This window comes from Klebsiella sp. GL120222-02 (genome assembly GCF_003097195.1).
GTDB lineage: Bacteria > Pseudomonadota > Gammaproteobacteria > Enterobacterales > Enterobacteriaceae > Klebsiella > Klebsiella variicola.
In genome coordinates this window covers 134,971-158,619 of sequence record NZ_QEQO01000003.1, presented here as the reverse complement: position 1 = coordinate 158,619, position 23,649 = coordinate 134,971, and the positions used below count along the sequence as shown (strand labels likewise).

20 protein-coding genes are annotated in these 23,649 nt (G+C 58.9%); 7 read left to right on the top strand and 13 right to left on the bottom strand.

What is annotated here, in order from left to right:
- Nucleotides 1-3: 3 nt before the first annotated feature.
- Nucleotides 4-2,367, bottom strand: coding sequence for a TonB-dependent receptor (locus N438_RS10685; RefSeq protein ID WP_116696284.1), 2,364 nt, complete (start codon nucleotides 2,365-2,367; stop codon nucleotides 4-6).
- Between the two features lie 215 nt (nucleotides 2,368-2,582).
- Here N438_RS10685 and N438_RS10680 point away from each other — a divergent pair, with 215 nt between their 5' ends.
- Nucleotides 2,583-2,876, top strand: coding sequence for a SelT/SelW/SelH family protein (locus N438_RS10680; protein WP_008806203.1), 294 nt, complete (start codon nucleotides 2,583-2,585; stop codon nucleotides 2,874-2,876).
- Nucleotides 2,877-2,915: 39 nt separating this feature from the next.
- Here N438_RS10680 and N438_RS10675 read toward each other — a convergent pair whose 3' ends face one another.
- Complete coding sequence (locus N438_RS10675; RefSeq protein ID WP_048268097.1) at nucleotides 2,916-4,625, bottom strand: thiamine pyrophosphate-requiring protein; 1,710 nt, start codon at nucleotides 4,623-4,625, stop codon at nucleotides 2,916-2,918.
- 35 nt (nucleotides 4,626-4,660) lie between these two features.
- Complete coding sequence (locus tag N438_RS10670; RefSeq protein ID WP_008806201.1) at nucleotides 4,661-5,602, bottom strand: AEC family transporter; 942 nt, start codon at nucleotides 5,600-5,602, stop codon at nucleotides 4,661-4,663.
- 186 nt (nucleotides 5,603-5,788) lie between these two features.
- Here N438_RS10670 and N438_RS10665 point away from each other — a divergent pair, with 186 nt between their 5' ends.
- Together N438_RS10665 and N438_RS10660 are read left to right on the top strand one after the other, a co-directional pair.
- A complete protein-coding gene (locus N438_RS10665; RefSeq protein ID WP_012967349.1) occupies nucleotides 5,789-6,676 on the top strand; it encodes a LysR family transcriptional regulator in 888 nt (295 codons plus the stop codon).
- A 67-nt stretch (nucleotides 6,677-6,743) separates the two neighbouring features.
- Nucleotides 6,744-7,085, top strand: coding sequence for a nitrous oxide-stimulated promoter family protein (locus tag N438_RS10660; RefSeq protein WP_008806199.1), 342 nt, complete (start codon nucleotides 6,744-6,746; stop codon nucleotides 7,083-7,085).
- A 59-nt stretch (nucleotides 7,086-7,144) separates the two neighbouring features.
- Here the strand turns inward: N438_RS10660 and N438_RS10655 are convergent, their stop codons facing one another.
- From N438_RS10655 to N438_RS10615, 9 genes are all read right to left on the bottom strand, one after another.
- Nucleotides 7,145-7,999, bottom strand: coding sequence for a metal ABC transporter permease (locus N438_RS10655; RefSeq protein WP_012540752.1), 855 nt, complete (start codon nucleotides 7,997-7,999; stop codon nucleotides 7,145-7,147).
- On the bottom strand, nucleotides 7,993-8,841 hold the full coding sequence (sitC, locus tag N438_RS10650; RefSeq protein WP_008806197.1) for an iron/manganese ABC transporter permease subunit SitC: 849 nt from the start codon (nucleotides 8,839-8,841) through the stop codon (nucleotides 7,993-7,995). Before sitC ends, N438_RS10655 begins: the two co-directional genes overlap by 7 nt.
- The gene (locus N438_RS10645) at nucleotides 8,838-9,659 is read right to left on the bottom strand and encodes a manganese/iron ABC transporter ATP-binding protein (RefSeq protein WP_004181057.1); all 822 of its coding nucleotides are present in this window, start codon (nucleotides 9,657-9,659) and stop codon (nucleotides 8,838-8,840) included. The genes sitC and N438_RS10645 overlap by 4 nt, the downstream gene beginning before the upstream one ends.
- Nucleotides 9,656-10,573 carry a metal ABC transporter substrate-binding protein gene (locus tag N438_RS10640; protein ID WP_116696283.1) on the bottom strand — a complete coding sequence of 306 codons (918 nt, stop codon included), beginning with the start codon at nucleotides 10,571-10,573 and terminating at the stop codon, nucleotides 9,656-9,658. Before N438_RS10640 ends, N438_RS10645 begins: the two co-directional genes overlap by 4 nt.
- Nucleotides 10,574-10,754: 181 nt before the next feature.
- Entirely contained in the window at nucleotides 10,755-11,717 is a 963-nt protein-coding gene (locus tag N438_RS10635; RefSeq protein ID WP_002915031.1) for a LacI family DNA-binding transcriptional regulator, read from the bottom strand.
- A 56-nt stretch (nucleotides 11,718-11,773) separates the two neighbouring features.
- On the bottom strand, nucleotides 11,774-12,688 hold the full coding sequence (locus N438_RS10630) for an ROK family protein (RefSeq protein ID WP_012540756.1): 915 nt from the start codon (nucleotides 12,686-12,688) through the stop codon (nucleotides 11,774-11,776).
- A 50-nt stretch (nucleotides 12,689-12,738) separates the two neighbouring features.
- Nucleotides 12,739-13,053, bottom strand: coding sequence for a PTS lactose/cellobiose transporter subunit IIA (locus tag N438_RS10625; protein ID WP_002914983.1), 315 nt, complete (start codon nucleotides 13,051-13,053; stop codon nucleotides 12,739-12,741).
- Between the two features lie 23 nt (nucleotides 13,054-13,076).
- Nucleotides 13,077-14,399: a PTS cellobiose transporter subunit IIC gene (locus tag N438_RS10620; protein WP_012967351.1), complete on the bottom strand. Its 1,323-nt coding sequence runs from the start codon at nucleotides 14,397-14,399 to the stop codon at nucleotides 13,077-13,079.
- 9 nt (nucleotides 14,400-14,408) lie between these two features.
- Nucleotides 14,409-14,723: a PTS sugar transporter subunit IIB gene (locus N438_RS10615; RefSeq protein WP_002914979.1), complete on the bottom strand. Its 315-nt coding sequence runs from the start codon at nucleotides 14,721-14,723 to the stop codon at nucleotides 14,409-14,411.
- A gap of 177 nt (nucleotides 14,724-14,900) precedes the next feature.
- Here N438_RS10615 and N438_RS10610 point away from each other — a divergent pair, with 177 nt between their 5' ends.
- The 4 genes from N438_RS10610 (at nucleotide 14,901) to N438_RS10590 (ending at nucleotide 21,428) form a co-directional block, all read left to right on the top strand.
- Nucleotides 14,901-16,172: a PTS transporter subunit EIIC gene (locus N438_RS10610; protein WP_004151052.1), complete on the top strand. Its 1,272-nt coding sequence runs from the start codon at nucleotides 14,901-14,903 to the stop codon at nucleotides 16,170-16,172.
- Between the two features lie 262 nt (nucleotides 16,173-16,434).
- A complete protein-coding gene (locus tag N438_RS10600) occupies nucleotides 16,435-17,772 on the top strand; it encodes a carbohydrate porin (RefSeq protein WP_008806192.1) in 1,338 nt (445 codons plus the stop codon).
- 12 nt (nucleotides 17,773-17,784) lie between these two features.
- On the top strand, nucleotides 17,785-19,977 hold the full coding sequence (locus N438_RS10595; protein WP_110233408.1) for a CBM35 domain-containing protein: 2,193 nt from the start codon (nucleotides 17,785-17,787) through the stop codon (nucleotides 19,975-19,977).
- 50 nt (nucleotides 19,978-20,027) lie between these two features.
- Nucleotides 20,028-21,428, top strand: coding sequence for a glycoside hydrolase family 1 protein (locus N438_RS10590; RefSeq protein ID WP_116696282.1), 1,401 nt, complete (start codon nucleotides 20,028-20,030; stop codon nucleotides 21,426-21,428).
- Between the two features lie 53 nt (nucleotides 21,429-21,481).
- Here N438_RS10590 and flhA read toward each other — a convergent pair whose 3' ends face one another.
- A complete protein-coding gene (gene flhA / locus N438_RS10585; RefSeq protein ID WP_008806189.1) occupies nucleotides 21,482-23,554 on the bottom strand; it encodes a formate hydrogenlyase transcriptional activator FlhA in 2,073 nt (690 codons plus the stop codon).
- Nucleotides 23,555-23,649 lie beyond the last annotated feature (95 nt).

Sequence of the window (23,649 nt, the reverse complement as noted above, 5' to 3'; positions counted from 1 at the left end):
CAATCAGAAGTCGACGTTGACGCCCAGTTGCCAGGTGCGGCCCGGCATCACCGCCAGCGCTTTATCGTTGGCGTCCTGGTTGGTGCCGGTCTCGATATTGCGGCTGCTCAGGTAATCCCAGTATTTACGATCGGTGAGGTTGTAGACCCCGCCATTGAGGCGCACGTTTTTCGCCACCTGCCAGTACGCGGTCCAGTCCAGCATGCCGTAGCCCGGCACGCGCATATAGTCGCTGCTGGCATCGGTAATGGCGGACCCGCTGTTGCTGTAGCTTTCTCGGTTGGTGGTGGTCGCCTGTTTCCCTTTGACAAAGGTCGCCGTCAGGGCGGTGCCGTAGCGTTTCGCCGGATCGTCCCACGCCACGCCGACGATGGCTTTCATCGGCGCCACGCTGTCGAGGTCGACGTATTTATCGCCGCTGTAGCTGGATTTCGATTTCCCTTCGCTATAGCCGAGGGCGAGGGTGGTGCTCAGGCCGTTCACCTGCTCAAACCAGGTGCCAAAGTTAAATTTGGTGCTGATCTCACCGCCGTAGATATAGGCTTTATCGCGGTTTTCCGCCTGATAAATGGTGTAGATGTTCGACGGCACATTCGTGAACTGGCCCGGATTATTGGCGCGGGTATAGCGCGTATAGGCGATAAAGTTCTTATAGCTGTTGTAGAACAGCGCCGTGCGCACGGTGATGCCTTCGGTGACTTCCCCCTTCAGCCCCCACTCGAGATTATCGCTGGTTTCCGTCTTCAGATCGGTATTGCCGAGCAGGGCATATTGCTGGCTGCCGGCGTAGCTGGAGCCAAGGTTCCAGGAGCCATACAGCTGGCTGGCGTTGGGGAACTGCGCGCCGCGCTGGTACTGCAGGTAGGTCATCAGGCGCGGGGTGAGGTCGTACTGGAAGGTCAACGACGGCAGAACCTGGGTATCGCTGTTTTTGCCGTACAGATTCGCCACCGACGATTCGGTCAGTACGCTGCTGTTGGCGGCAAGGTCGGACAGATTTTCCGGCTTAGTCGATTGATGCACCACGCGCACGCCGGGAATAATGGCGAAGTTGTGGCTATCAAGGTCGAAGTTGATCTTATCCTGGACAAAGCCGCCGAGAGTGTAGCTGCGGCTGTCTGCCTCCGGCTGCATGATCTCGCTGTAAACGCTGGGGATCGGCGACTGGCTGAACGGCCGCTGGGTTTTGCTGGTGCTGGCGTTGATGCCGGCGCTCAGATCGTGGCGGCCCAGGGTTTTCGCCAGCGCGGTCTGCAGGCCCCAGGTATCGGTATCGTAGTTAGAGTTCACCGTCTGCATTCTGCGGGTGACGCTGTCCGGCATATAAGTCCAGTCATGGGCTTCGGTATGCTGGTAGTAGATTTTCGTGGAGACGCTGTCGAGGTAGTCGTTCATCGGCGTCCAGTCATCCTTCAGGCTCAGGCCCCAGCGCCGGGTCTGGCTGGTCTGGTTGGCGGTGCCGATGGTGCTGTTGCCGCTGGAGTCCCAGGTATCGTAGTGGGTGTGGTTGGTTTTATGGTAATAGTCGAAGGTGCTGGTCAGCTTGTGCTCATCGTTAGGCTGCCAGATCCCGGAGGCCAGAAACGCATCGGAGTGCCAGTTCGCCGGGTAGGCGTCGACGGTGCCGCTGTTGTTTTCGGTTTCCTGGCCGTCACGGCGGCTATAGACCAAAATTCCGCGCAGGAACTCATCGCCGCCGGCGACGGTCACCCCGTTGTGCCAGCTGCGATCCGCAGAGTCGTAACCGCTGCGGTAGCCGAAGGCGCTGGTCTTGCCCGGGCGCAGGTAATCATCTGCCGATTTCGGGCGGAAGGAGACATTTCCCCCGATAGCGCTGTTGGCCGTTTCCGTCGAGGTGGCGCCGGACTGAATATCCACACTGCCATACATATACGGGTCGATATAATCGCGGCCGATGCCGAAGGTGTTGAGCCCGGCGCGACCGACGTAGCCGCGGCCGGTAGCGTTGGGTTGGGCAATACCGTCCACGTCGATGCCGACGCGGTTGCTCTCCATGCCGCGGATGTTGTAGCCGGTGTAGCCTCCGCGGTCGAAGCCGCTTTTGCCGTTGCCGGAGCCGCCGCTGGCCCCGGTGGCGCTGATGAGCGGCTCATAGCGCATGATAGAGCCAAAATCGTTAGCGCCTTTATCCTCCAGCTCCCGGGCGCTGATGCTGTGCTCACTACCGGCTTTCTGCACCGGTGCGGGAGCGGTAACGGTCATTTGTTCCGAGGTGTCATCCACCGCCTCGCCGCTAACGGCGGAAGTGTCTGCTGCGATGGCAGAAGTCTGATAAATTGCTGCAAGCAAAGAGGTCACCAGCAGGCGTTTTTTACACCATGCTGCTGACGGAGTCGATTTGTACATAGTCGCCACGCCTTGATCGTTATTAGTATCGGCTCACGCGTTACTTCCAGAGTTGCAGGTTGCTCCGTCTTTTCCGTTGCGGATGGGGTCTTACTCCATTTGTTGATTGCGAATGGTAATGATAGGTATTATCGTTTGCAACAAAATAATCATGTGTTCTTCATTTAAACTGCACTTTGTTTACAATTTGCCCTTTCAGACTTAGCGAGACGACGATGAACTCAAAAGCGGCCATCACCATCACCTACTGTTCCCAGTGCAACTGGATGCTGCGCGCCAGCTGGATGGCGCAGGAGCTGTTACATACCTTCAGCACCGACATCGCCTCGGTGACGCTGGTGCCGGGGACCGGCGGGATCTTCACGATCGATATCGATGGCCAGCAGATCTGGGAGCGCAAGCAGGATGGCGGTTTTCCGGATGCGGCCGAGCTGAAACGCCGGGTGCGCGATGTCTGTTTCCCGGAGAAGCCGCTGGGCCATGTGGATAAAGGTGAGCAGAAGGGGTGACAACCCCCTCCGGGCGACAAGCGCCCGGAGGAGAAGCCGTTAGCGGGCTAACTGCACGTCAACCAGCACGCTTTGTCGGCGGGTGCGTATGAGGGTGACCGCTTCTTCCAGCACGCCGGGGAGATCCTCGGCCCGGGAAACCGACAGGGCCGCCGCGCGGCTGGAGGCGGCGATCGCGGCGAAATCCGGCGAGGTGGTAAAGGCGGTGGCCGGAATGGTCTCCGCGCGGGCTGCGTAGCCGTCCGGGTAGAGCGCTTTGGTGCCGCCCGCGACGGCGCCCCATCCGCCGTTATTTCCGACCACGACGAGGACAGGGAGCTTCATTACCTCCGCAATATGGTGGCAGACCGCAGGGTTGGCGAACAGGTACGACCCGTCGCCGACGGCGGCAATAATCAGCTCTTCCCGGCGCGCAAGCTGCAGCCCCAGCGCGATAGGCAGGGCTTCGCCCAGGCCGCCGGCCAGCGCTTCCTGGTAATAGCTCTCGGCATGGATCAGTCCGGCAAACTGCGGCAGCGTGGTCAGTTCAGAAACGATCCGGCCACGGTGTTGATTCGCCAGATGACCGAGGCAGTAGCTGAGCCAGGGTTTGGTAATGGCCCCGGTCTGGCTGGCATGGAGAAGCGCGTCGCGCTGGTTTTTCTGTTGCTGGATGCGGTTCTGCGTATATGCCGCCCGCTCCGCCACATGTTGCTGGCGGGCGGCCTGCAGCGGGCGCAGCGCCTCTTCCAGCAGGCTGAAGACTTCATCGGTCTCGCCCGCCAGGTTGATGTCCGCGCGATAGCCACGTACCGGGTAGCGGGAGAAGAGCGGATCGGGGCCCATCTGGATCACGGTGCAGTCCTGGCGACAGTCGCCCTCGGCGAGCATCCATGGCGCCTGCGAGTCGACCACCAGAATCACATCGGCGTCGGCGAGCCAGGCGCTGGGATCAGCCCCGGCGAGCAGTGGGTTATCGGCGCTCAGGGTCACCTCGGTACCCCAGTATTCCACCAATGGGATCGCCCATTCGCGCACCAGGCTATTAAGTCGCGCAAAGCCACCCGCCGTTCGGGCGCCGCGCTGGGCGAAGATGACGGGATGCCTGGCGCAGGCGATTGCCTCGGCGGCCCGGGCGATATCTTCCCGGACTGGCGCATAGCGGACCGGCTGCTGCGAAGGACCGGCCTGCAGTGCGGCCTCATCAATAGCAAAGGTCTCGCACAATGGCTCGCGCGGTAAGCTCAGGTAGACCGGCCCTTTCGGCAGGGAGCTGGCAATCGCCCAGGCCCGGTCAACATGCTCGCCGATCTGATCGGCCAGCCGCAGTTCAAAATCCCACTTCACGGATTCACGGATCAGCGCCGCCTGGTCGCGCATCTCCTGGCCGTAGCCAATCGGCGTATTGCGGCAGCCGAAGTGGGAATGTTCGCTAATCGGCGTGCGACCACCAAAAATCAGCACCGGGATATTGCTGTTCGCCAGATTGATGACACCGCAGGCGGCGTTGGCTAACCCGACGTTGGTATGAACCATTACCGCCTGCACCTTGCCAGTGCCGAGGTAGTAGCCGTGCGCCATGCCGATGGCGGCGTTTTCATGCGGGCAGATCACCAGCTCGGGTACCTTTTGCCCGGTCGCCCGGGCCTTTGCCCAGGCTTCAATAACTGGCGGATAATCGGTGCCCGAGTTAATAAAAATATATGCCACGTCCAGCGCCTGTAGCCGATGCAGTAACAGTTCAGCAGCCGATAATGTGATAGAGGCCATATTCTCTCCGTATTCACGCGGTGTAATCGCGATAATTAAAAGGTTAAGAAAATAAATCCGCCCATCGTAATGATGGAGGCAATAATACTCAGCGCCATCGTCGAGGCCATTTCCTGCTCGCCGGTTTTATACTGCATGGCAATAATTATCGCGATGGAGCCTACCGGGATAGCCATCGTCAATACGACTTCCTTTATTTGCTCCATGCTGAAGCCCATTTTTAATAACAGGAGATAGCAGGCGCCGGGCACCAAAATATTGCGGGCGATAACGGTGATAATGGTAGCGGTGGTGATAACAATGCTGCGTGTATAGAGCACGATCCCGGCGGCAAACAGCGCCAGCCCGCCAGAGGCTTTACCCAGCAGACCCAGCGACATCGAGATAGTCTGCGGAATATGGATATCCGCCAGCACGATGATCAGGGCGATCACCGGTGACCAGACCACAGGTTGTTTAATGGCGTTTATCACCCGTGTGCCAAAGGAGATATGCTGGCTTTTATCGCCAGTGGCGACCGACATCAGAATCATCACCAGCGGCAGCTGGAAGACATTTTGCGTGATGCTGGACACCGTGATCAGCGACGCGCTGACGGTGCCAAATAAAAAGGCCAGCACTGAGGTGCCGATGAAAGGAACCGCCGGCGAGCCGATGGCCAGCGCCTGCAGCGTACTGAGGGCGAGGTCGCGTCGGAACAGATAGCGGGCGACCAGTAAGGGAATGACGAAGCTCAGAATCAGCGCGAGGATAATGGCCACCGCAACCGGGCCCATGGTCATGACGATGTGTCGCGGCGTCATCACCATATTGCTGAAAATACTTAGTGGTAATGCATAGAGCATCACAATTTTATTGATGTCTCCTGCCTGCTGCCAGTTAAAGTCTTTTCGTTTACCGCTAATATAGCCGATGATGACGGTAATGATGACCGGTAATATAGCGCCTGAAATTAATAGAATATTGTTCTGTGTCATGGTGATATATTCTCGTTATAAATTATCTTCGGGTCCGCAATTCGTTTTTGCCGTGCGTGATGAGGTTAATAAATCCGTTTTTCCTGATGCGCGGTAGCTATTTTTGAGCGTATTGATAGCGACATTTATTCGCTAAAACAGGCCGCAAGGGAAATGCAAAAACCGTTTATTCAATGAGTAAATATCATGCCAATGAAATTTAAGCAGATTCAGGCTTTTATTACTGTCGCTCACGAAGGCAATATGACCCTGGCCGCAGAGAAGATGGGGATCACTCAGTCGGGACTGAGCCGGCTGTTATTGAGCCTGGAAGCGGACCTGAGCGCGACCTTATTCGAAAGACACAAACACGGTATGGCGTTGAGCGAATATGGCAGCGCCTTTTTACCCTATGCGCTGACGATGCTGAATACCGAACAAAAGGCCCGCGAGGAGATTGCGCTCATCCGCGGCGCCGGGAAAGGTATCCTGCGGATTGGCTGTGTTTCCAGCCTGCTGACCAGCCATTTCATCGATAAGCTGGCGGCTTTCCATCAGCGTCATCCCAAGATCCATCTGCGGATCGTTGACCGCATTGACTCCGAGCTCTTTAAACTCCTGCGGATGCACGACATCGATATCGCCCTCTGCGGCCCCTTACCGCATGATGAGAAAATCGTGGTGCGCGGTAAAATTAACTGGCAGGACCGGATCTGCATCGTCGCCAGGCAGTACCACCCGCTACATCAGGCGGCGAACTTATCCCTCGAGGCGATGCTGGACTATCCGTGGATCATGCCGCCGCCGTTAAGTACCCCGATGAACATCCTTGAGGATATCTTTCGTGCCCATCAGCTACCCTGTCCGCAGCCGGTGATTGAGTGCGCGTCCTCCTCGGCCATTAAGGCCTTTCTGTGCGAGAGCGATCTGTTAACGTCGATGCCGGCCCCGGTTTACCGGCACGAGGAAGCGCTGGGCCTGCTGCGTCCGTTCGAACTCGAGGGCAGCGTTTTTATCCGCGATTTCTATGCCTACAGCCATTTCGGGGTTCTGTCCGGGGCAGCCCTGCAGTTGATCCAGCATCTCAAGCAGTGAGGCTGGTCGGGCACGAACAATAAGGTGTATAATATATGCATCTTAATAACAGGCGAAAGGCGGGGAGATGGGGAAGCGTATCGAACGGGAAAAGATGACGATTCAGCGGATGATTGCCCTCTACCAGCGGCGCTGTCCCGGGGCGCTGGCCGATAATGCGCACTATCAGGCGCTGAACGCCTACGCCGACAAGCGCCTTGATAAGTGCGTGTTTGGCGAGAATAAACCAGCCTGCAAGCAGTGTCCGGTGCATTGCTACCAGCCGGCGAAGCGCGAAGAGATGAAGCAGATTATGCGCTGGGCCGGGCCGCGAATGCTCTGGCGCCACCCGATCCTCACTATTCGCCATCTGCTGGACGACAGGCGCCCGGTGCCGGCGCTACCGGAAAAATACCGACCGAAAAAATAGCGGCCTTTCCCTGGTCAGCGCGGCGCGTAGCCGGGCGACAAGTCGGCCCCGGTAAGGCATTAGCCGCCACCGGGGATGGTTGCTGAAGCCCTCTGTTTCTGACTATCCCGAATTGTGCTTGCCACAAAGGCGACCACAAACAGCGCGGAAAACAGCACCACGATAGTCGGCGCCGGCGCGCTGTCGAGATAAAACGCCAGCCACACCCCTCCCGCCGAGCAGCCGATGGCCACCGCTACCGCCAGCAGCAGGGCGTGGATAAAGCGCCGCACCAGCAGGAGCGCGATCGCCCCGGGAGCAATCAGCAGCGAAATCGACAGAATAATCCCCACCGACTGCAGCGTCGCGACGATGGTCAGGGCGATCATGCACAGCAGGCCGTAGTGCAATAGCCCGCCGCGCAGGCCGCTGGCTTTGGCCTGCGTCGGGTCAAAGGCGTGCAGCAAAAAATCCCGCCATTTGAGACCGATAATCAGCGCAATCACCAGCGCGATAGCCGCCGTTTGTCCAATATCGCGAAGGGATATCCCCAGCATGTCGCCGAACAGGATATGGTCGAGATGAACATCGGACTGGATCGCTACATACAGCACCAGCCCGGCGCCAAACATGCCGGAGAAGACAATCCCCATGATGGTATCGCGCTTGAGTCGGCTGTTATCGTCGAGAAAACCGGTCGTCACGGCGCACAGCAGCCCGGCGATAAACGCGCCGATGGCGAAGGGGATGCCGATAATGTAGGCCAGCACCACGCCCGGAAAGACCGCGTGGCTCATGGCGTCGCCCATCAGCGCCCAGCCTTTGAGCACCAGAAAAACCGACAGTAGCGCGCAGGGCACGGCCACGATGATCGATACCGCTATCGCATTGACCATAAAAGGAAACTGGAACGGGGCCAGGAACAGGTTCAGCATGCGGCCTCCCTGGCACGGCGGCGGCTGGCCAGCAGGCCGTGCTTCGGCGCGAAGATAAAGGTGATGAGGAACAACAGCGTTTGCGCGACCACGATAATGCCGCCGGTGGCGCCGTCGAGATAGTAGCTGAGCCAGGCGCCGAAGAAACTGGTCAGACTGCCGATAGCCACGGCGATGGCCAGCAGGCGCGGAAAGCGGTCGGTTAACAGCCACGCGGTGGCCCCGGGAGTCACCACCAGGCAGATGACCAGAAAGGCGCCGACGGTCTGCAGCGCCGCCACGGTGCAGGCGGCCAGCAGGGTAAAGAACAGCAGCTTCAGGCCGCGGGTGTTCAGGCCAATCGAGCGGGCATGGTTTTCATCAAAGAAGGTCACCATCAGATCTTTCCACTTCAGCAGCAGGATCGCCATCGAGATAAAGCCGATCGCCGCCAGCTGGATAATATCCTCCGGGGCGATGGCCAGAATATTGCCGAGGATAATGGTCTGGATATTCACCGACGTCGGATTCAGCGACACCATAAACAGCCCGATCCCGAAGAAGGAGGAGAAGATCAGGCCAATAATGGCATCCTCTTTCAGCCGCGAGCGCTGCTGCAAAAACAGCATGCTGCCCGCCGCCAGGCCGCCGGAGAGAAACGCGCCGAGCGCGAAAGGCAGGCCGAGCATATAGGCCCCGGCGACGCCGGGCACAATCGAGTGGGAGAGGGCGTCGCCAATCAGCGACCAGCCCTTCAGCATCAGGTAGCAGGAGAGAAACGCACAGACGCCGCCTACCAGCGCCGACACCCACATCGCATTGATCATATAGTGATAGCCAAACGGCTCCAGCAGCCAGCTCATCGTGGGCCTCCTGCCGCGCGCCGGCTGATAAACGGCCGCTCGTCATCGGTGATAACCTGCGCTTCCCCGCCGGTGAGCGCGACGTGGCGCAGCACGCCGCTGAAAGCCCGCTCCAGATTCTCGGCGGTGAAGGTGGTTTCTGTCGGGCCGCTGGCCAGCACGGTGCCTTTCACCATCACCGTGTAATCACAAAATTCGCTCACTGACCCGAGGTTGTGGGTGGAGACCAGCATGGTACAGCCCTCATCGCGGAGCTCGCGCAGCAGGCTGATGATCCGCGCTTCGGTCTGCACATCGACGCCGGTAAAAGGCTCATCCAGCAGGATCACCTGACCCTGCTGAGCGATAGCGCGGGCAAGGAAAACGCGCTTTTTCTGCCCGCCGGAGAGCTCGCCAATCTGCCGATGGCGGAACTCGCTCATGCCCACGCGGGCCAGCGCGGCATCGACAATCTCGCGATCGCGCGGCTTTGCCCGCCGCAGCCAGCCCATATGGCCGTAGCGGCCCATCATCACCACATCCTCCACCAGCACCGGGAAGGACCAGTCCACCTCTTCCGACTGCGGGACATAGGCGACCAGGTTCTGGCGCAGCGCGCGGTTGACCGGCTGGCCGAGTATGGCGATCTCGCCGTGGCCGACGCGCACAAAGCCCATCAGCGCTTTAAACAGTGTGGATTTACCCGAGCCGTTAACGCCCACCAGTGCGGCAATGGAGCCGCGCGGTACGCTGAACGAGGCGTCGCGCAGGGCAGTGTGGCCGTTGCGCCAGGTGACGGTGAGCTGGTCGACATACAGTCCCGCTTGCGCTGCATTCATGGCTGCTTCCTCATCCCGTCCTGGATACCGTTGACGATGGTTTCGGTGGTGACGCGCAGCAGGTCGAGCCAGGTCGGCACCGGGCCGTCGGCGGCGCTCAGCGAATCGACATACAGCACGCCGCCGTAGTGGGCCCCGGCTTCGCGCGCCACCTGACGCGCCGGTTTATCGGAGATGGTGCTTTCGCTGAAGATGGTCGGGATGCGTTCTTTCTTCATGATGTCGATAACCTTGCGCACCTGTTGCGGGGTGCCCTGCTGGTCGGCATTGATCGGCCACAGATACAGTTCGCGCAGACCATAGTCGTGGGCCAGATAGGAGAAGGCCCCCTCGCTGGTGACCAGCCAGCGCTTATCCGCCGGCAGCTGCGCCAGTCTGGCCTGCAGCGGCGCCATCGTCTGGCGGATCTTCTCCTTATAGGCCTCGGCGTTACGGCGATAGGTGTCGACCTGAGGCGGATCGTACTTCACCAGCGCATCGCGAATGTTATCGACATAGATCAAGGCGTTATCTGCCGACATCCAGGCATGGGGATTGGGCTTCCCGCTATAGGGGCCCGCGCTGATGCCCATCGGCTGGATCCCCTCGCTGACTACCACCTCCGGAACGCCCTGTAAGTGCTGATAAAAACGGGCAAACCACCGCTCGAGATTAAGCCCATTGCTGAGGATCAGCTGCGCCCCCTGCGCGCGTTTGATATCGCCGGGCGTGGGCTGGTAATCGTGGATCTCCGCGCCCGGTTTGGTGATGGAACTGACGACGGCGGCGTCGCCGGCCACGTTCTGCGCCATATCGGCGATAACCGTGAAGGTAGTGATAACCCTGAATTTCTCCTGCGCGGTGGCCGGCGTCGCGGCCAGCAGAGCCAGCGCGCTGGCCAGCAGCAATGATTTCAGCAGTGTCAGGTGTTGCATAGGATCCCTCGCAATGGTGTGGTTAATTTCCCAGCGTTTATAGCCATTGCTATGTTATATAGCACAAGCTATTTACAAATGAAAATAATTCTTATTTGCATGCGTGAGTAATAATGAGCCGGGAAACGAAAGCGACAAGAAAGGGGGAGATAAGGCTGGCCCGGCGCGAACCGGGCGAAGATCAAGAGATATCGGCGACAGACTGGCGCGGGATCAGGCGGCCAGCCAGCGAGCGGCCCTCGGCGGTGAAGGTTGGCCGGTCGTCAATCAGGCTGCGAATACGCTGAATACAGTTATCCAGCAGCGCCTCCAGTGGCCAGGAGATGCAGGTCAGCGGCGGGTAGAGCAGCGAGGCGAGCGGGGAATCCTCAAGGCTCAACAGGGAGACCTCCTGCGGGACGGCGATGGTGAATTCGCGTAACAGACGCATCGCCTCAGCCGCGTAGCGGTCGCGTTTAACGATAATGACTGAGTATTTACTGAAGCTGTTAATTAAGGTCAGCAGCGCCTGCTCGACGTCATCGTTGGCCGTCAGCACCAGCTGGCGGTTAAAAGGAATGGAGTAGTTTTGCAGGACGTTGCGGTAGCCTTCCAGCATCTGACGGCTGGCATCGTCGCTATCGCTGTCCACCAGCAGGGCGATGTTGCGGTGTCCCTTGCCAATCACATAGCGGCAGGCGCTTTCGGTGGCGAAGGCGAAGTCGTAGCCCTGGCTGTTGCTCCCGGCGACGCCGAAGCGGTCAAAGGCGATAACGTTGCGCGGCGCGTCGGCGGCAACGGCGCCCAGCACCACCACCGCCACGCACTGGCGCTGCAGATCGTCGATCACCGCCGCCTGCTCTACCGGATCGCTGACATACTGGACCAGCAGGCTTTTATTCAGCCCTTTCAGCGCCTGAGAGAGCAGCGGCAGCAGACGCGCGCCGTGGCTTTCGTCCTGCGCGGAAATCACCAGACCAACGTGGCTGGATGTCTGACTGGCGAGGTTTTGCGCGGCAAAGCTCGGGCGATAGTTGAGTTCTTCAACGGCCCGCAGCACAGCTTCCCGGCTCTCTTCGCGCACGCCCCGGGTGCCGGTCAGCACGCGGGAAACCGTCGCTCTTGAGACATTCGCTAATCTTGAAACATCATCAATCGTTGGCATGGCTTTTTCTGTCTGAACATTTTCGCCTAGCTTAACATACCTGCTGAAAAAAGTGTCTACCGCTGCCCGTCCGCGGCGCCGGGCAGACGGGGCAGCCAGGCCGCGCCGCGCACGCCGCTGGCGTCGCCGAAGCGGGCCGGTTTGATCTGCGTGCGGCAGGTGTCGGAGAAGATCCACGGCACGATGGCGGCAGGCAGATCGCGATAGATCTGGCTGACGTTGGACAGACCGCCGCCCAGCACAATCACCTGCGGGTCGAGAATATTGATCACCGACGCCAGGCTACGGGCAAAGGCATCGATAAAGTGTCGCCAGTGGGCCAGCGCGCGCGGATCGCCGTTTTGCGCCGCGGCGACAATGGCTTCCGCACGGGCTTGTTCCCCATAGCGGCGGGCGAAGCCGGTGCCGGAGAGAAAGCTTTCGATGCAGTTCGTTTTGCCGCAGTAGCAGGGCTGCGGCGGACCATCGCGCTCAGGAGTATAGCCCGGCAGCGGATTATGCCCCCACTCCCCGGCGATAGCGTTGGGGCCGCTGAGCAGTTGTTGATGAACGGCGATCCCGCCGCCGCAGCCGGTACCGATAATCACCCCGAAGACGGTGGAGGCCCCGGCGCCGGCGCCATCCACCGCCTCCGAAAGGGTGAAGCAGTCGGCATCGTTTGCCATCCACACCGGCTGGCCAAGCTGCTGCATGATATCCCGGCGCAGATCGTGACCGTTGAGCACCAGGCAGTTGCAGTTTTTAATGCGCCCGCTTTGCGGATCGATAGCCCCGGGCAGGCCGATCCCCAGGGTGAATGGCTGCGGGCTGACCGCGCGAATATCGGCAATCAGGGTCAGCAGCTGACGCATAAAGGCGTCATAGCTCTCTTTGTGGGTCGGCCGGCGCAGGCGCTGGACGCATTCGCCTGCCGGGTCCAGCAGTACGGCTTCCATTTTGGTGCCGCCAATATCTATTCCAAGATGTAACATAGTGACCTCGGGGAATCAGACCCGGCCAGCGCGCCTGGCCGGGGAACGCGCTAGGCGTGAAGCGGTTGCGCGCGGTAAATCGCAATCAGTTCGGCAATCAGCTCTTTCGCCAGAATGGAGGTCATCAGGTGATCCTGAGCATGGACCATTACCAGCGTCATTTTGGTTTTTCCCTCGCCTTCGTCAGCTTCGATAAGCTGGGTCTGTACAAGGTGAGCTTCGCGGGAATAGTGCGCCGCTTCCTGCATTTTGGCGTCGGCGGTGGCGAAATCACCCGCTTTAGCGGCGTGCAGCGCTTCGTAGCACAGACTACGTGACTGGCCGGCGTTGATGATGATCCCCATCACCTGTTCTTCTAATTCCATGATTATCCTCTGAATCGTTAGCGTTAAGCGGTTTGCGCCGCGTTGTCAGCCTGGCCGACGGCGTTTTCACGCTCCTGGGCCAGCAGCTGTTTTTCGTAAGCTTTGAGAAATGGCAGGTACATCACCATGGAGGTGGCCATACAAATGAGGCACAGAATCACCGGGCTAAAGCTCCAGTTCGCCGCCCACGAGGCGCCGATGGGCGCCGGCGTTGTCCACGGCGTCATCGATACTACGCGGCTGACGAGATCCAGCTTCAGCGCAAAGTACGCCAGGGTCGCGTTGACCATCGGCACCAGCACGAACGGCAGGAAAAACAGTGGGTTCATGATGATCGGCGCGCCGAAGAGGATCGGTTCGTTAATATTGAATACCCCCGGCACGACCCCCATCCGGCCAATCGTCCGCAGATGCACGGCCTTGCTGCGCAGCAGCATCAGCGCCAGCGGTAGGGTGGAGCCGACGCCGCCGATCAGCAGATAGTGATCCCAGAAGCCCTGGACATAGATGTGCGGGATAGCGGTACCTGCCGCCATGGCCGCCTGATTGACCGACAGGTTGGCCATCCAGAACGGGTTCATGATCCCGGTGACGATCAGCGCGCCGTGGATCCCGGCGAACCACAGTACCTGACAGACCAGCACTGACAACAGAATGGCCGGCAGCGTATCGGAAGCCGCGACCAGGGGTTTGACCAGCGACATGATCGCTTCCGGAATGATCATCCCCAGCTGAGCCTCGATAAACAGGTTCAGCGGATGCAGCGTCAGAATGATCGCCAGCACCGGGATCAGGATCTCGAACGAGCGCGCCACCCCGGCAGGCACTTCCGGCGGCAGGCGAATGGTGATGTTATGCCGCTTGAGGAAGGCGTACAGCTCGGTGGAATAGATGGCCACCAGAATGGCGGTGAAGATCCCCTGGCCGGAGAAGTAGGCCGTAGAGATCTGGCCATCTTTCAGCGGCGCGGCCACCAGCAGAAACGACATCAGCGACAGCATCCCGGCGGTCAGCGAGTCCAGGTGATGGTGCTTGGCGAGGCTGGCGGCGATCCCGACGGCAATGAACAGGGTCATCACCCCCATGCTGAAGTTGAACGGCAGCATCAGCGCATCGCGATGATCGAGCGAAAATTGCAGCCAGGCGCGGGCAAAGCCCCACGTCGTATCCGGAGAAAACGGCGGAAAGATAAATACCAGCAAAAACGAGCCTACGATCATAAAGGGCAGGGCGGTAATAAAACCGTCGCGGATCGAGGTGACGTATTTTTGCTGGCCGATCGCCCCCGCCATAGGCGTGATCTGCCGTTCGATCACATCGATCAGTTTAGCGTACAGAGAGCTCATGTTCTTTCCTTAGTTCTTGTTTTCAATGAGGGAAAGGGCGAAATCGAGGACCGCGGCGCCTTTTTGCATGCCGTAGTCCATCATATTGATGGGTTCGACGCGAATACCGTATTTATCCGCCTGTTTTTGCAGATCCTGCTGCATGTATTTCACCTGCGGCCCCAGCAGCACCACCTGATAATGGCCAACCTGTTCGGCGAACTCCGCTACGCCATAGGCATTGATCTCTACCGGCAGGCCCCGCTGTTCGGCTTCGGCAATCATTTTTTTCATCAGCAGGCTGGTGGACATGCCTGCCGAACAACACAACATAATTTTTTTCATAAGTACCGCTCCTGATGAGGTTGGATGAGCGGACTATAGTCAAAATGGATGCATTACGGAAAGCGCTTTCCGTTTGTGGATTTATTAATTGTGACCATGATCACCTATGGCAGGCTTTCACTTTCCGGTGTTGTGGGCGATCATCCCGGCGAGACAACCATTCGCAAAGGTAGGAGTATGAACATTCAGTTAATGAATGTGGCCGTGGACATCATCGAGCAGCGGCTGGCGCCGCTGGCGAATGTTCTGACGCGCAACAACCACATTACGGCGATGCGCGATAGCTTTGCGCTGGCGATGCCCTTTGTGATTGTTGGCAGCCTGTTGGTGCCCATTTTGTTTCCGCCCGTTTCCATCGACGGCGCCTCGCGTTTCGGCCAGGTCTATTTGCTACTGCGGCCTATCCTGCTGCCGACCTTTCAGCTAACCATTGGCCTGGTGGCGCTGATTGTCGCCTTCGGCGCCAGCGCCAGTCTCGCCAAGCAGTACCGTCTGCCGGAACGGCTCTGCGGTTTAACCGGGTGTCTGGCTTTTCTGCTGTTTATCGGCTTTCGCGAGACTGCGGTGAGCAATGTTTATCTCGGCGGTATGGGGATATTTACCGCTCTGATATCCAGCACCTATTCCATTGAGATAATTCGCTTTTTCTACAAAAAAGGCTGGTGTATTCGCTTGCCTGATGAAGTGCCGCTGATGACCCGCAATGGCTTTCAACTGCTGATCCCGCTGCTGGTGGTGATGCTGTCGATAAGCGTGATGAATGCCATACTGCTGCAGACCACCGGACGCATCGTACCGGAGTTGATCAGCGAAGCGGTGCGGCCGCTGGTGCTGGCGTCCGACACGCTGATGGCGGTACTGATCTCTTTATTTATCTGTAACTTACTCTGGTTTATCGGTATCCACGGCGCGCTGATCATCACCGGGATCATGAACCCCTTCTGGATGACCTATCTGTTTGAAAATCAGCAGGCGCTGGCGGCGGGTTCGCCAACGCTACCGCATATTTATCTGCAGGGGTTCTGGGATTTTTACCTGCTGATCGGCGGTATTGGCTCCACTTTGCCGCTGGTGCTGATGGCGATGCGCAGCCGCTCGCGGCAGCTGAAAAGCGTGGCAAAAATTGGCCTGCTGCCGTCGCTGTTTAATATCAACGAGCCAATACTGTTTGGTTTTCCGGTAATCATGAACCCGGTTTTTTTACTGCCGTTTCTCTTTGTTCCGCTGATAAATGCCTGTATCGCATGGTATTTAACTCAGCTGGGTATCCTCGACCGCGCGGTGGCGATGCTGCCATGGTCGATGCCTTCCCCGCTGGGGGCAGCATGGTCGGCGAACGGTAGCTGGAAAAATTTGTGCATGAGCCTGTTCGCGATGTTTAACGCCTGGATGCTCTATCGCCCCTTCTTCAAAGTGTACGAACGCCAGCTCGCGGAAACCGAACGCTGACCCCCTCGCCGTCGGCGGCTTATCCCCCGGCGGCACTCATTCACCTGCTCCTCCTTCCGCTCTGCTGCCGGCTCCCGGCGGCATTCTTGTTATTTTATGTGATCAGTCTCACGAATATATTCGTCGCGGAGCGAATTTTGTGAACCAGATAGGCAATTATGGAAAGCGCTTTCCATTAGCGGATGTACATTTCCATTTTTGATCCGTAAATTTCCCCTCCGTTATCGGTTCGTGTTAACAAACATAACGTGGGAAAAAAATAATGATAAAGCTGAAACATTCAATACCTCTGGCTCTCCTCTCGCTGGCAGGGGCCAGCAGCCTGGCCTGCGCCGATCCGAAGTATGATTTTGCGCTGCATGGCTATATCCGCTCCGGGATCCTGGCGAACTCCGATGGCAACCGCGCGGACTCCGTCGGCCTGATGCCGGACGGTAAGTGGCGACTGGGCAACGAAGAAGACACCAAGATCGAACTGATCCCCACCGTGACGCTGACGGCGGACAGCGGCGTGGTGGCGAAAGTGCAGGCCAACCTCACTCATCAGTCGAAATGCACCTCCGACTGGAACTGTCAGGATGACGATGGCCATGACGTACAGTTTCGCGAAGGGTTCGCCGAGCTGAGCAATCTGGATTTTGCGCCGGAGATGACCTTCTGGGCCGGTAAGCGCTACAGCAGCTCCAACACCTCCAGCCATCAGTTCGACTGGGAGTACATTCAGTACAACGGCACCGGCGGCGGCTTCGACAACATGGATCTCGGCTTCGCCCGCTTCGACGCCGGGGTGTACGCCTTTTCACCCACCGATGAAACCAAAGCCTACCCGGTGGATAAGGGAGATCAGGGCTACCCGGATGACTATTCCCTCAACCTGTGGCTGAAAAAGATCGCGGGGACAGGCTTCGATCTGGAGCTGATCGGCCACCATATGAACCGTAACGAAAACCACCCGACTTCCGCCGAGAAGGGCTATGGCGTGACCGGTATTTATAACTTTGACGGTTTCTATGGTCTGACCGGAGGCTACTCCCGCCTTGCATTGCAGTACGGGAAAGGGCTGGCGGCGGGTGACTCACTGGGTAAAAACGGCTGGGGCTGGGCCAATCTGGAAAACACTCAGTCCTGGCGAGTGGTGCTGGATAGCGTGGCCTCGATGGGCGACCTGGAGATCTCGACCTTCGCTTTCTGGCAGAAAGATAAAAACTACCGCTGGTGGACGGAAGATGACCATGGCTGGGGACGCTCGATGTGGGTCGCCGGTATCCGCCCTTATCATCAGATCACCCGCAACTTTGCCATGCAGTACGAGCTGGGCTACGAATACCTGGATGACAAAAACTACAAAGGGGTAAACGGCAAAGGCAAAGGCGGCCTGACCAAAGTCACCGTTGCGCCAACCCTGACCTTTGACTCCGGTTTCTGGGCACGCCCGCAGCTGCGCTTCTTCGTCACCTACGCGAAGTGGGATAAAGGTGTCTCCGATGCGCTGGACGGCAACTACAACTGGGATACCAATACCATCACCGCCGGCGGGTATTCCCGCAGTGGCTCTACCGACACCGTTAACTTCGGCGTACAGGCCGAGGTCTGGTTCTAAGGAGAGACAACGATGAAGCCGATGAAAAACCTGCTGCTGATGGGGCTGCTGTCCGCGCTGGGGGCCGGCGGGGCGCTGGCCGCCGAGCGCTCGCACTTTACGCACTTTATCACTCGCGACGGCGCCACCCTCAAGGACGGCGACAAGGTGTTTCGTTTCGCCGGGATCCACGCGCCGGAGCTGCACCGCATTGAAGACGACGCCCGCGGCCCCTGCAGAGCAGACCCGCGCGGCTGGGGACAATACTTTAAATGGCCAACGGCGCAGGAGCAGCAAAACTGGATCCAGGCGATGGTGCAAACCGGGGCGAAAGCCCAGCGCGTCTACGTGCTGTCGGTGCAGCAGGAATTTGATAAAGCCTGCGGGCGCGAGACCCATATTCTGGCGCCGGAAACGGCGGACGGCATGCCGCGGCTGAATGAGAAAGCCATGCGGGTGTATGACAACATGATTGCCGAAGCGGATAAACAGGGATTGCGACTGATCCTGCCGTTTATTGACCACTGGTGGTGGTGGGGCGGGCGTGAGCAGCTGGCGGCGTTCTACCACGAAAAAGCGGAAGACTTTTATCGGACCGATAGCAAGACCTTCAAAGCCTATCTGGATGTGATCCGCCAGGTTATCACCCGGACAAATACTGTCACCGGCCGCGCCTATTATGATGAAAAGGCGATCATGGCCTGGGAAACCGGTAACGAGCTGGAGGATACCAACGCCGATTTCCTGCATCAGACCGCGGCGTGGATTAAAAAATGGGCCCCTCATCAGCTGGTGGTGGATGGCACCTATAAGAAAATCAATTCCTTTGCGCTGACCGACCCCAATGTAGATATCGTCAGCAATCACTATTACACCAATGCCGATAATAACCATCCCGGGCAGGTGACGCAGGATCTGCGCGCCGTCGGCGGGCAAAAAGTCTATCTCGTCGGCGAGTTTGGCCTGCTGCCGGCGGATCAACTGAACGCCATTATGCAGTCGATCGTTCACAGCGACGTCAACGGGGCGCAAGCCGCCGGCGGGCTTATCTGGGGCTTCCGCGGCCATCGTCACGACGGCGGCTTCTACTGGCATAAGGAGTCGACCGGGCACTACAGTTACCACCTGCCGGGGTTTGCCAAAGAAGGCGAAGCGAACCAGGAGCAGGCGGTGGTCGATCTGGTGCGCACGGCCGCGGCGCAGATGGCCGGGCAGCAGACGATGGCGCCGCTGCCGAAGCCGGACGCGCCTTTGCTGCGCGAGACCACCTCGCCCTTCGCGATCAACTGGATGGGAGCCGCGGTGGGACGCAGCTACGATGTCGAACGCGCCGCCTCGCCGACCGGGCCGTGGACGGTGGTGGGCCGGGATATCTCCGATGGCGTTAACGAATGGAATCCGGTAACCATGGTTCTGTTCCGCGACGATTATCGTCAGCTTCAGCTCGGGCATACGTATTACTACCGGGTGACGGCGAAAAACGAGAGCGGTCATTCGGCTCCTTCCAATGTGATTAGCGTGCAGCATAGCGAGGAGAATCAGCCGCCGGTTGTCACGCTGGAACCGGCCCTAACCACCACGCAGGACCAGGGCGTCGAGCTTACGGCCAGCTGGCAGGACGATGGCCTGCCGTCGCGAGAGGTTAAGGTGGGCTGGCAGCACGCCGGTGAGGGGCAGGTGCATTTTTGCCATGCCGATCGGGCTCAAACCCGGGCCTGGTTTACGGCGCCAGGTACCTATGCGCTGACGTTCACGGCGGACGATGGGCTGCTGAAAAGCAGCAAAACCGTGACCGTGACGGTGGGCGAAGCGACGGGGAAAGCGCCAGCAGATTTTTGTCGTTATCAGGGCGAAGTTTATGGCGTGGCTGAGGGGCGGCTGACGGTGATGAAGAGTGATAAAGACGCGCTGACAGTTGGCGAGGACGGCTTCCTCGGCCCATTTGCCAACGAGGGGGATAAGGTCAGCTGGCAGGTGCAGGCGCCGTGGAGCGGTCAGTTCCTGCTCAATGTAACCTTCAACGGCAAATGGGGCGGTAAGCAGAACTCATTTGTCGTCAACGGGGGCGCTCCGCAGGCCGTGGCCTTCCCGCAGACGGATGAGCAGGGCCAGCAGTTGCGGATACCGGTGACGCTTAACGCGGGGACTAATCAGATTGACTTCGGCCGCTTCGCCGGCGACTGGGGCTATATGTTCATTAAATCGATCGAAGTGGTCGCAGAGTAGTACGTTCAGGCTGCGCCAGACGGGCGCAGCCTTTTTTCGAAGGAGAGGTTATGCAGCAATATCAGTTTCCGCAAGGGTTCCTGTGGGGGGCGGCGGCGTCCGGCCCGCAAACGGAAGGGGTCACCAATAAGCGCCATCGTTCCATCTGGGATAGCTGGTTTGCCGAACAACCGGAGCGATTTTATCAGCAGGTAGGGCCGCAAACCGTATGTGATACTTATCATCAGTATCCGCAGGACGTGGCGCTAATGAAACAGACCGGCTTCAACTCGTTTCGCACCTCGATACAGTGGTCACGACTGATCGCTGATTTAGAAACCGGTGCGCCGGACCCGGACGCGGTGCGTTTTTATCACGCCTATCTCGATGAGATGATCGCCAACGGCATTGAGCCGATGATCAATCTCTACCACTTTGATATGCCGGAAGCGCTGCAGAAACAGTACGGCGGCTTTGAATCGGCGCACGTGGCCGAGCTGTTTGCCCGCTTTGCCCGCACCGCCTTTAGCCTGTTTGGCCATAAGGTTAAATACTGGATAACCTTCAACGAGCCGATTGTGCCGGTTGAGGGGGGCTACCTGTACGACTTCCACTATCCGTGTAAGAAAGATGGCCGGCTGGCGGCGCAGGTGGCGTTTAACATTATGCTGGCGCACGCCAAAGCGGTAACGGCTTATCGTGAACTGGCGCTGGTGGGCGAGATCGGCGTGGTGCTCAACCTGACCCCGAGCTATACCCTCACCGACAGCGACGCGGATAAAAAAGCCGCCGGGTATGCCGACCTGTTTTTTAACCGCAGCTTCCTTGACCCGCTGGTAAAACATGAATTCCCCAAAGCGCTGTGCGAGATCCTCGCCGCCCACGATTGCCTGCCGACGACCAGCAAAGACGACGTGGCGTTGATCCTCAGCGCGGATATCGATTTTCTTGGGGTGAACTATTACGTGCCGCGGCGGGTAAAAGCGCGTGAGGGCGAATATGATCTCGATTATTTCACCCCGGAATACTATTTCGAAAACGCGGTGAACCCGCAGGGCCGCTTTAATCCCTATCGTGATAACAACGAGATCCTGCCGCAGGCGATCTATGACATTGCCGCCAATATTCGCGATAACTACGGCAACATTAAGTGGTATCTCGCGGAAATCGGCATCGCGATGGATCGACAATCAGAGGGAGAGCCCGGGGCGGACGGGGTGATAGACGATAATTTCCGCATCCAGCTGATGGAGGAGCATCTGGTGCAGCTGCACCGCGCCATTGCCGACGGCGCGAACTGCTTTGGCGTACACCAGTGGACGTTTATCGACAACTGGTCGTGGATCAATGCCTTCAAACGACGCTACGGCTTCTGGCGACTGGATCTGGTGACCGGCGAGCGACAGATAAAACGCAATGCGCTGTGGTTTGCCGAACTGGCGACCAGCAACGGTTTTACCAGCGATAAATAGCGCGCGGCGCCAGCGCTCCCTCTCACCGGGGCGGAAAGGGGGAGCGCGCGAGGTTACACCAGTTCGTCTTTATTAATACCCAGCCGCTTCATGCGCGACAGGAGCGTGGTGCGCTTGAGCCCCAGTCGCTGGGCGGCGCCTTTCGGCCCGGCCACCACGCCGTTGCTCTCCTTCAGCACCCGGACGATCAGCTGATATTCATCCTCACCTTCCTCAGGCAGGACCGCCGGCGTTCGAGGAACTTCCACGATCTCCCGCTCCGGCAGGGAGAGCTGCAGTACGTTGCCGCGGGTGAGTAACACCGCCCGTTCGATAACGTTTTCCAGCTCGCGCACGTTGCCCGGCCACTCCATCCGCGTCAAGGTGCGCAGGGTTTCCGCCGGAATGCTGTCGATGTTGCGCCCCATGCGGCGGGCGATTTTAAAGGTAAAGGCCTTCACCAGCAGCGGGATATCGTCGGGACGTTCGCGCAGCGGCGGCAGGTGGATGGGGAACACGTTGAGCCGATAGTAGAGATCGCTGCGGAATTCCCTGTCGATAACCATCTGCTTGAGATCGCGGTTGGTGGCGGCGATCAGCCGGACGTCGGTCTGGATCAGCTTGTTGCTCCCCAGACGTTCGAACTCCTGCTCCTGGAGGACGCGCAGCAGTTTAGGTTGCAACTCCAGCGGCATATCGCCCACTTCATCAAGGAACAGGGAGCTTTTGTCCGCCAGCTCGAAGCGGCCGATACGCTGGGCGCTGGCCCCGGTGAACGCGCCGCGTTCGTGGCCGAACAGATCGCTCTCCAGCAGCCCGGCGGGCATCGCGGCGCAGTTCATCTTCACCATCCGTCGACCGTTACGCCCGCTGAGGTTGTGGATGGCGCGGGCGATAAGCTCTTTACCGGTGCCGGTTTCGCCGAGGATCAGCACGGTGCTGTCGCTGTGCGCCACCATCTCGACCTGTTTGAGCACATTGTTCATCGCCTCGCTGCGGCCGATGATCTCGCCGAATTCGCTCTCGACATTATTGAGCTGCTCGGTGAGGGCGAGGTTCTCATCCACCAGCCGCTCTTTCAGGCGCTGAATTTCGCGGTAGGCGAGGGCGTTATCGATAGCGATCGATACCCGCTCGGCGATCTGCCGCAGCAGCTTGAGATTGGTGGTGGTGAAGACCTGTTCGTCGCACTGCGCCAGCTTCAGCACCCCGAGCAGGGTATTGCCGGACATCAGCGGCAGCAGGCACAGGGTCTGGATCTTATTGCCCCACATCTCGAAGAGCATTTTCTCATACGGCGCGAGGGTGTCATGCTCGTGCAGGTTGAGCAGCAGCATCTCTTTGCTTTTGAACACGCGCTCGGTGAGGGTACCAGCTTCATCCACCTCGCTCTGGTCGTGGACGGGATGGCTGGCGTCAAGATAATGCGTGGAATAGATGTTGAGCTTCCCTTTGCGGTCGCTGCGCAGCACCACGCTGATGGCGTCGATCCGGAAGTAGCGATGGATCTCTTTCGCCACCTCGCTGACCAGCTCGTCGATATCCAGGCGTGAGAGCACCGCGTTGGTGATCGCCACCAGGATGCGAAAGTTGTCGCGCTCGTGGCACAGCAGATCGTAATCGACGTTATTGCTGACCCGGTTCTGAATTTGCTCGGTGACGACGGCGACGATCTGCGTGAAGGTATGCAGCCGCTGGAACTCTTTCTCGCTCCACGGCCGGTTGTCACGGCGCAGAAATTCACAGCCGCCGAAGATCCGCCCATCAGCCGCCAGCGGCAGCAGCGAGTAGTACCCGAACGGGCGATAGAGCCCGCTGCGGATAAGCTGCGGCCAGGTGTCGGCAAAGGTCTCGTGGTCGCAATGCAGGGCATCCGGCCGGGAGAGTAAGCGGCGCACCGGACCGTGGGCGAGCACGGTTTCGTCCTCGTAGCTCACCGGGTGACCGGCTTCATCGCAGGCGTACCTGGCCGCGCGGTGGTTACCCGCGTTCCACAGGATGATGGCCGCCTCGTCGGCGAGCGCAGACTGTTGCACCAGGCGGGTGAGAGTTTCGCTCAGCGCGGCCAGATCGGGCTGCTGTAATAAAAGCCGGGTGATATCGAACAGCCCTTGCTGGCCGAGATCGCTCATCGGTGTATACGACATTGCTTACGTCCAAAACGCGCCGACAACGTGGCGCATAAGAAAATGATGGTACAAATAATAGTATGTTAATAAAGCGGTTATTGCCGCTTTAACCC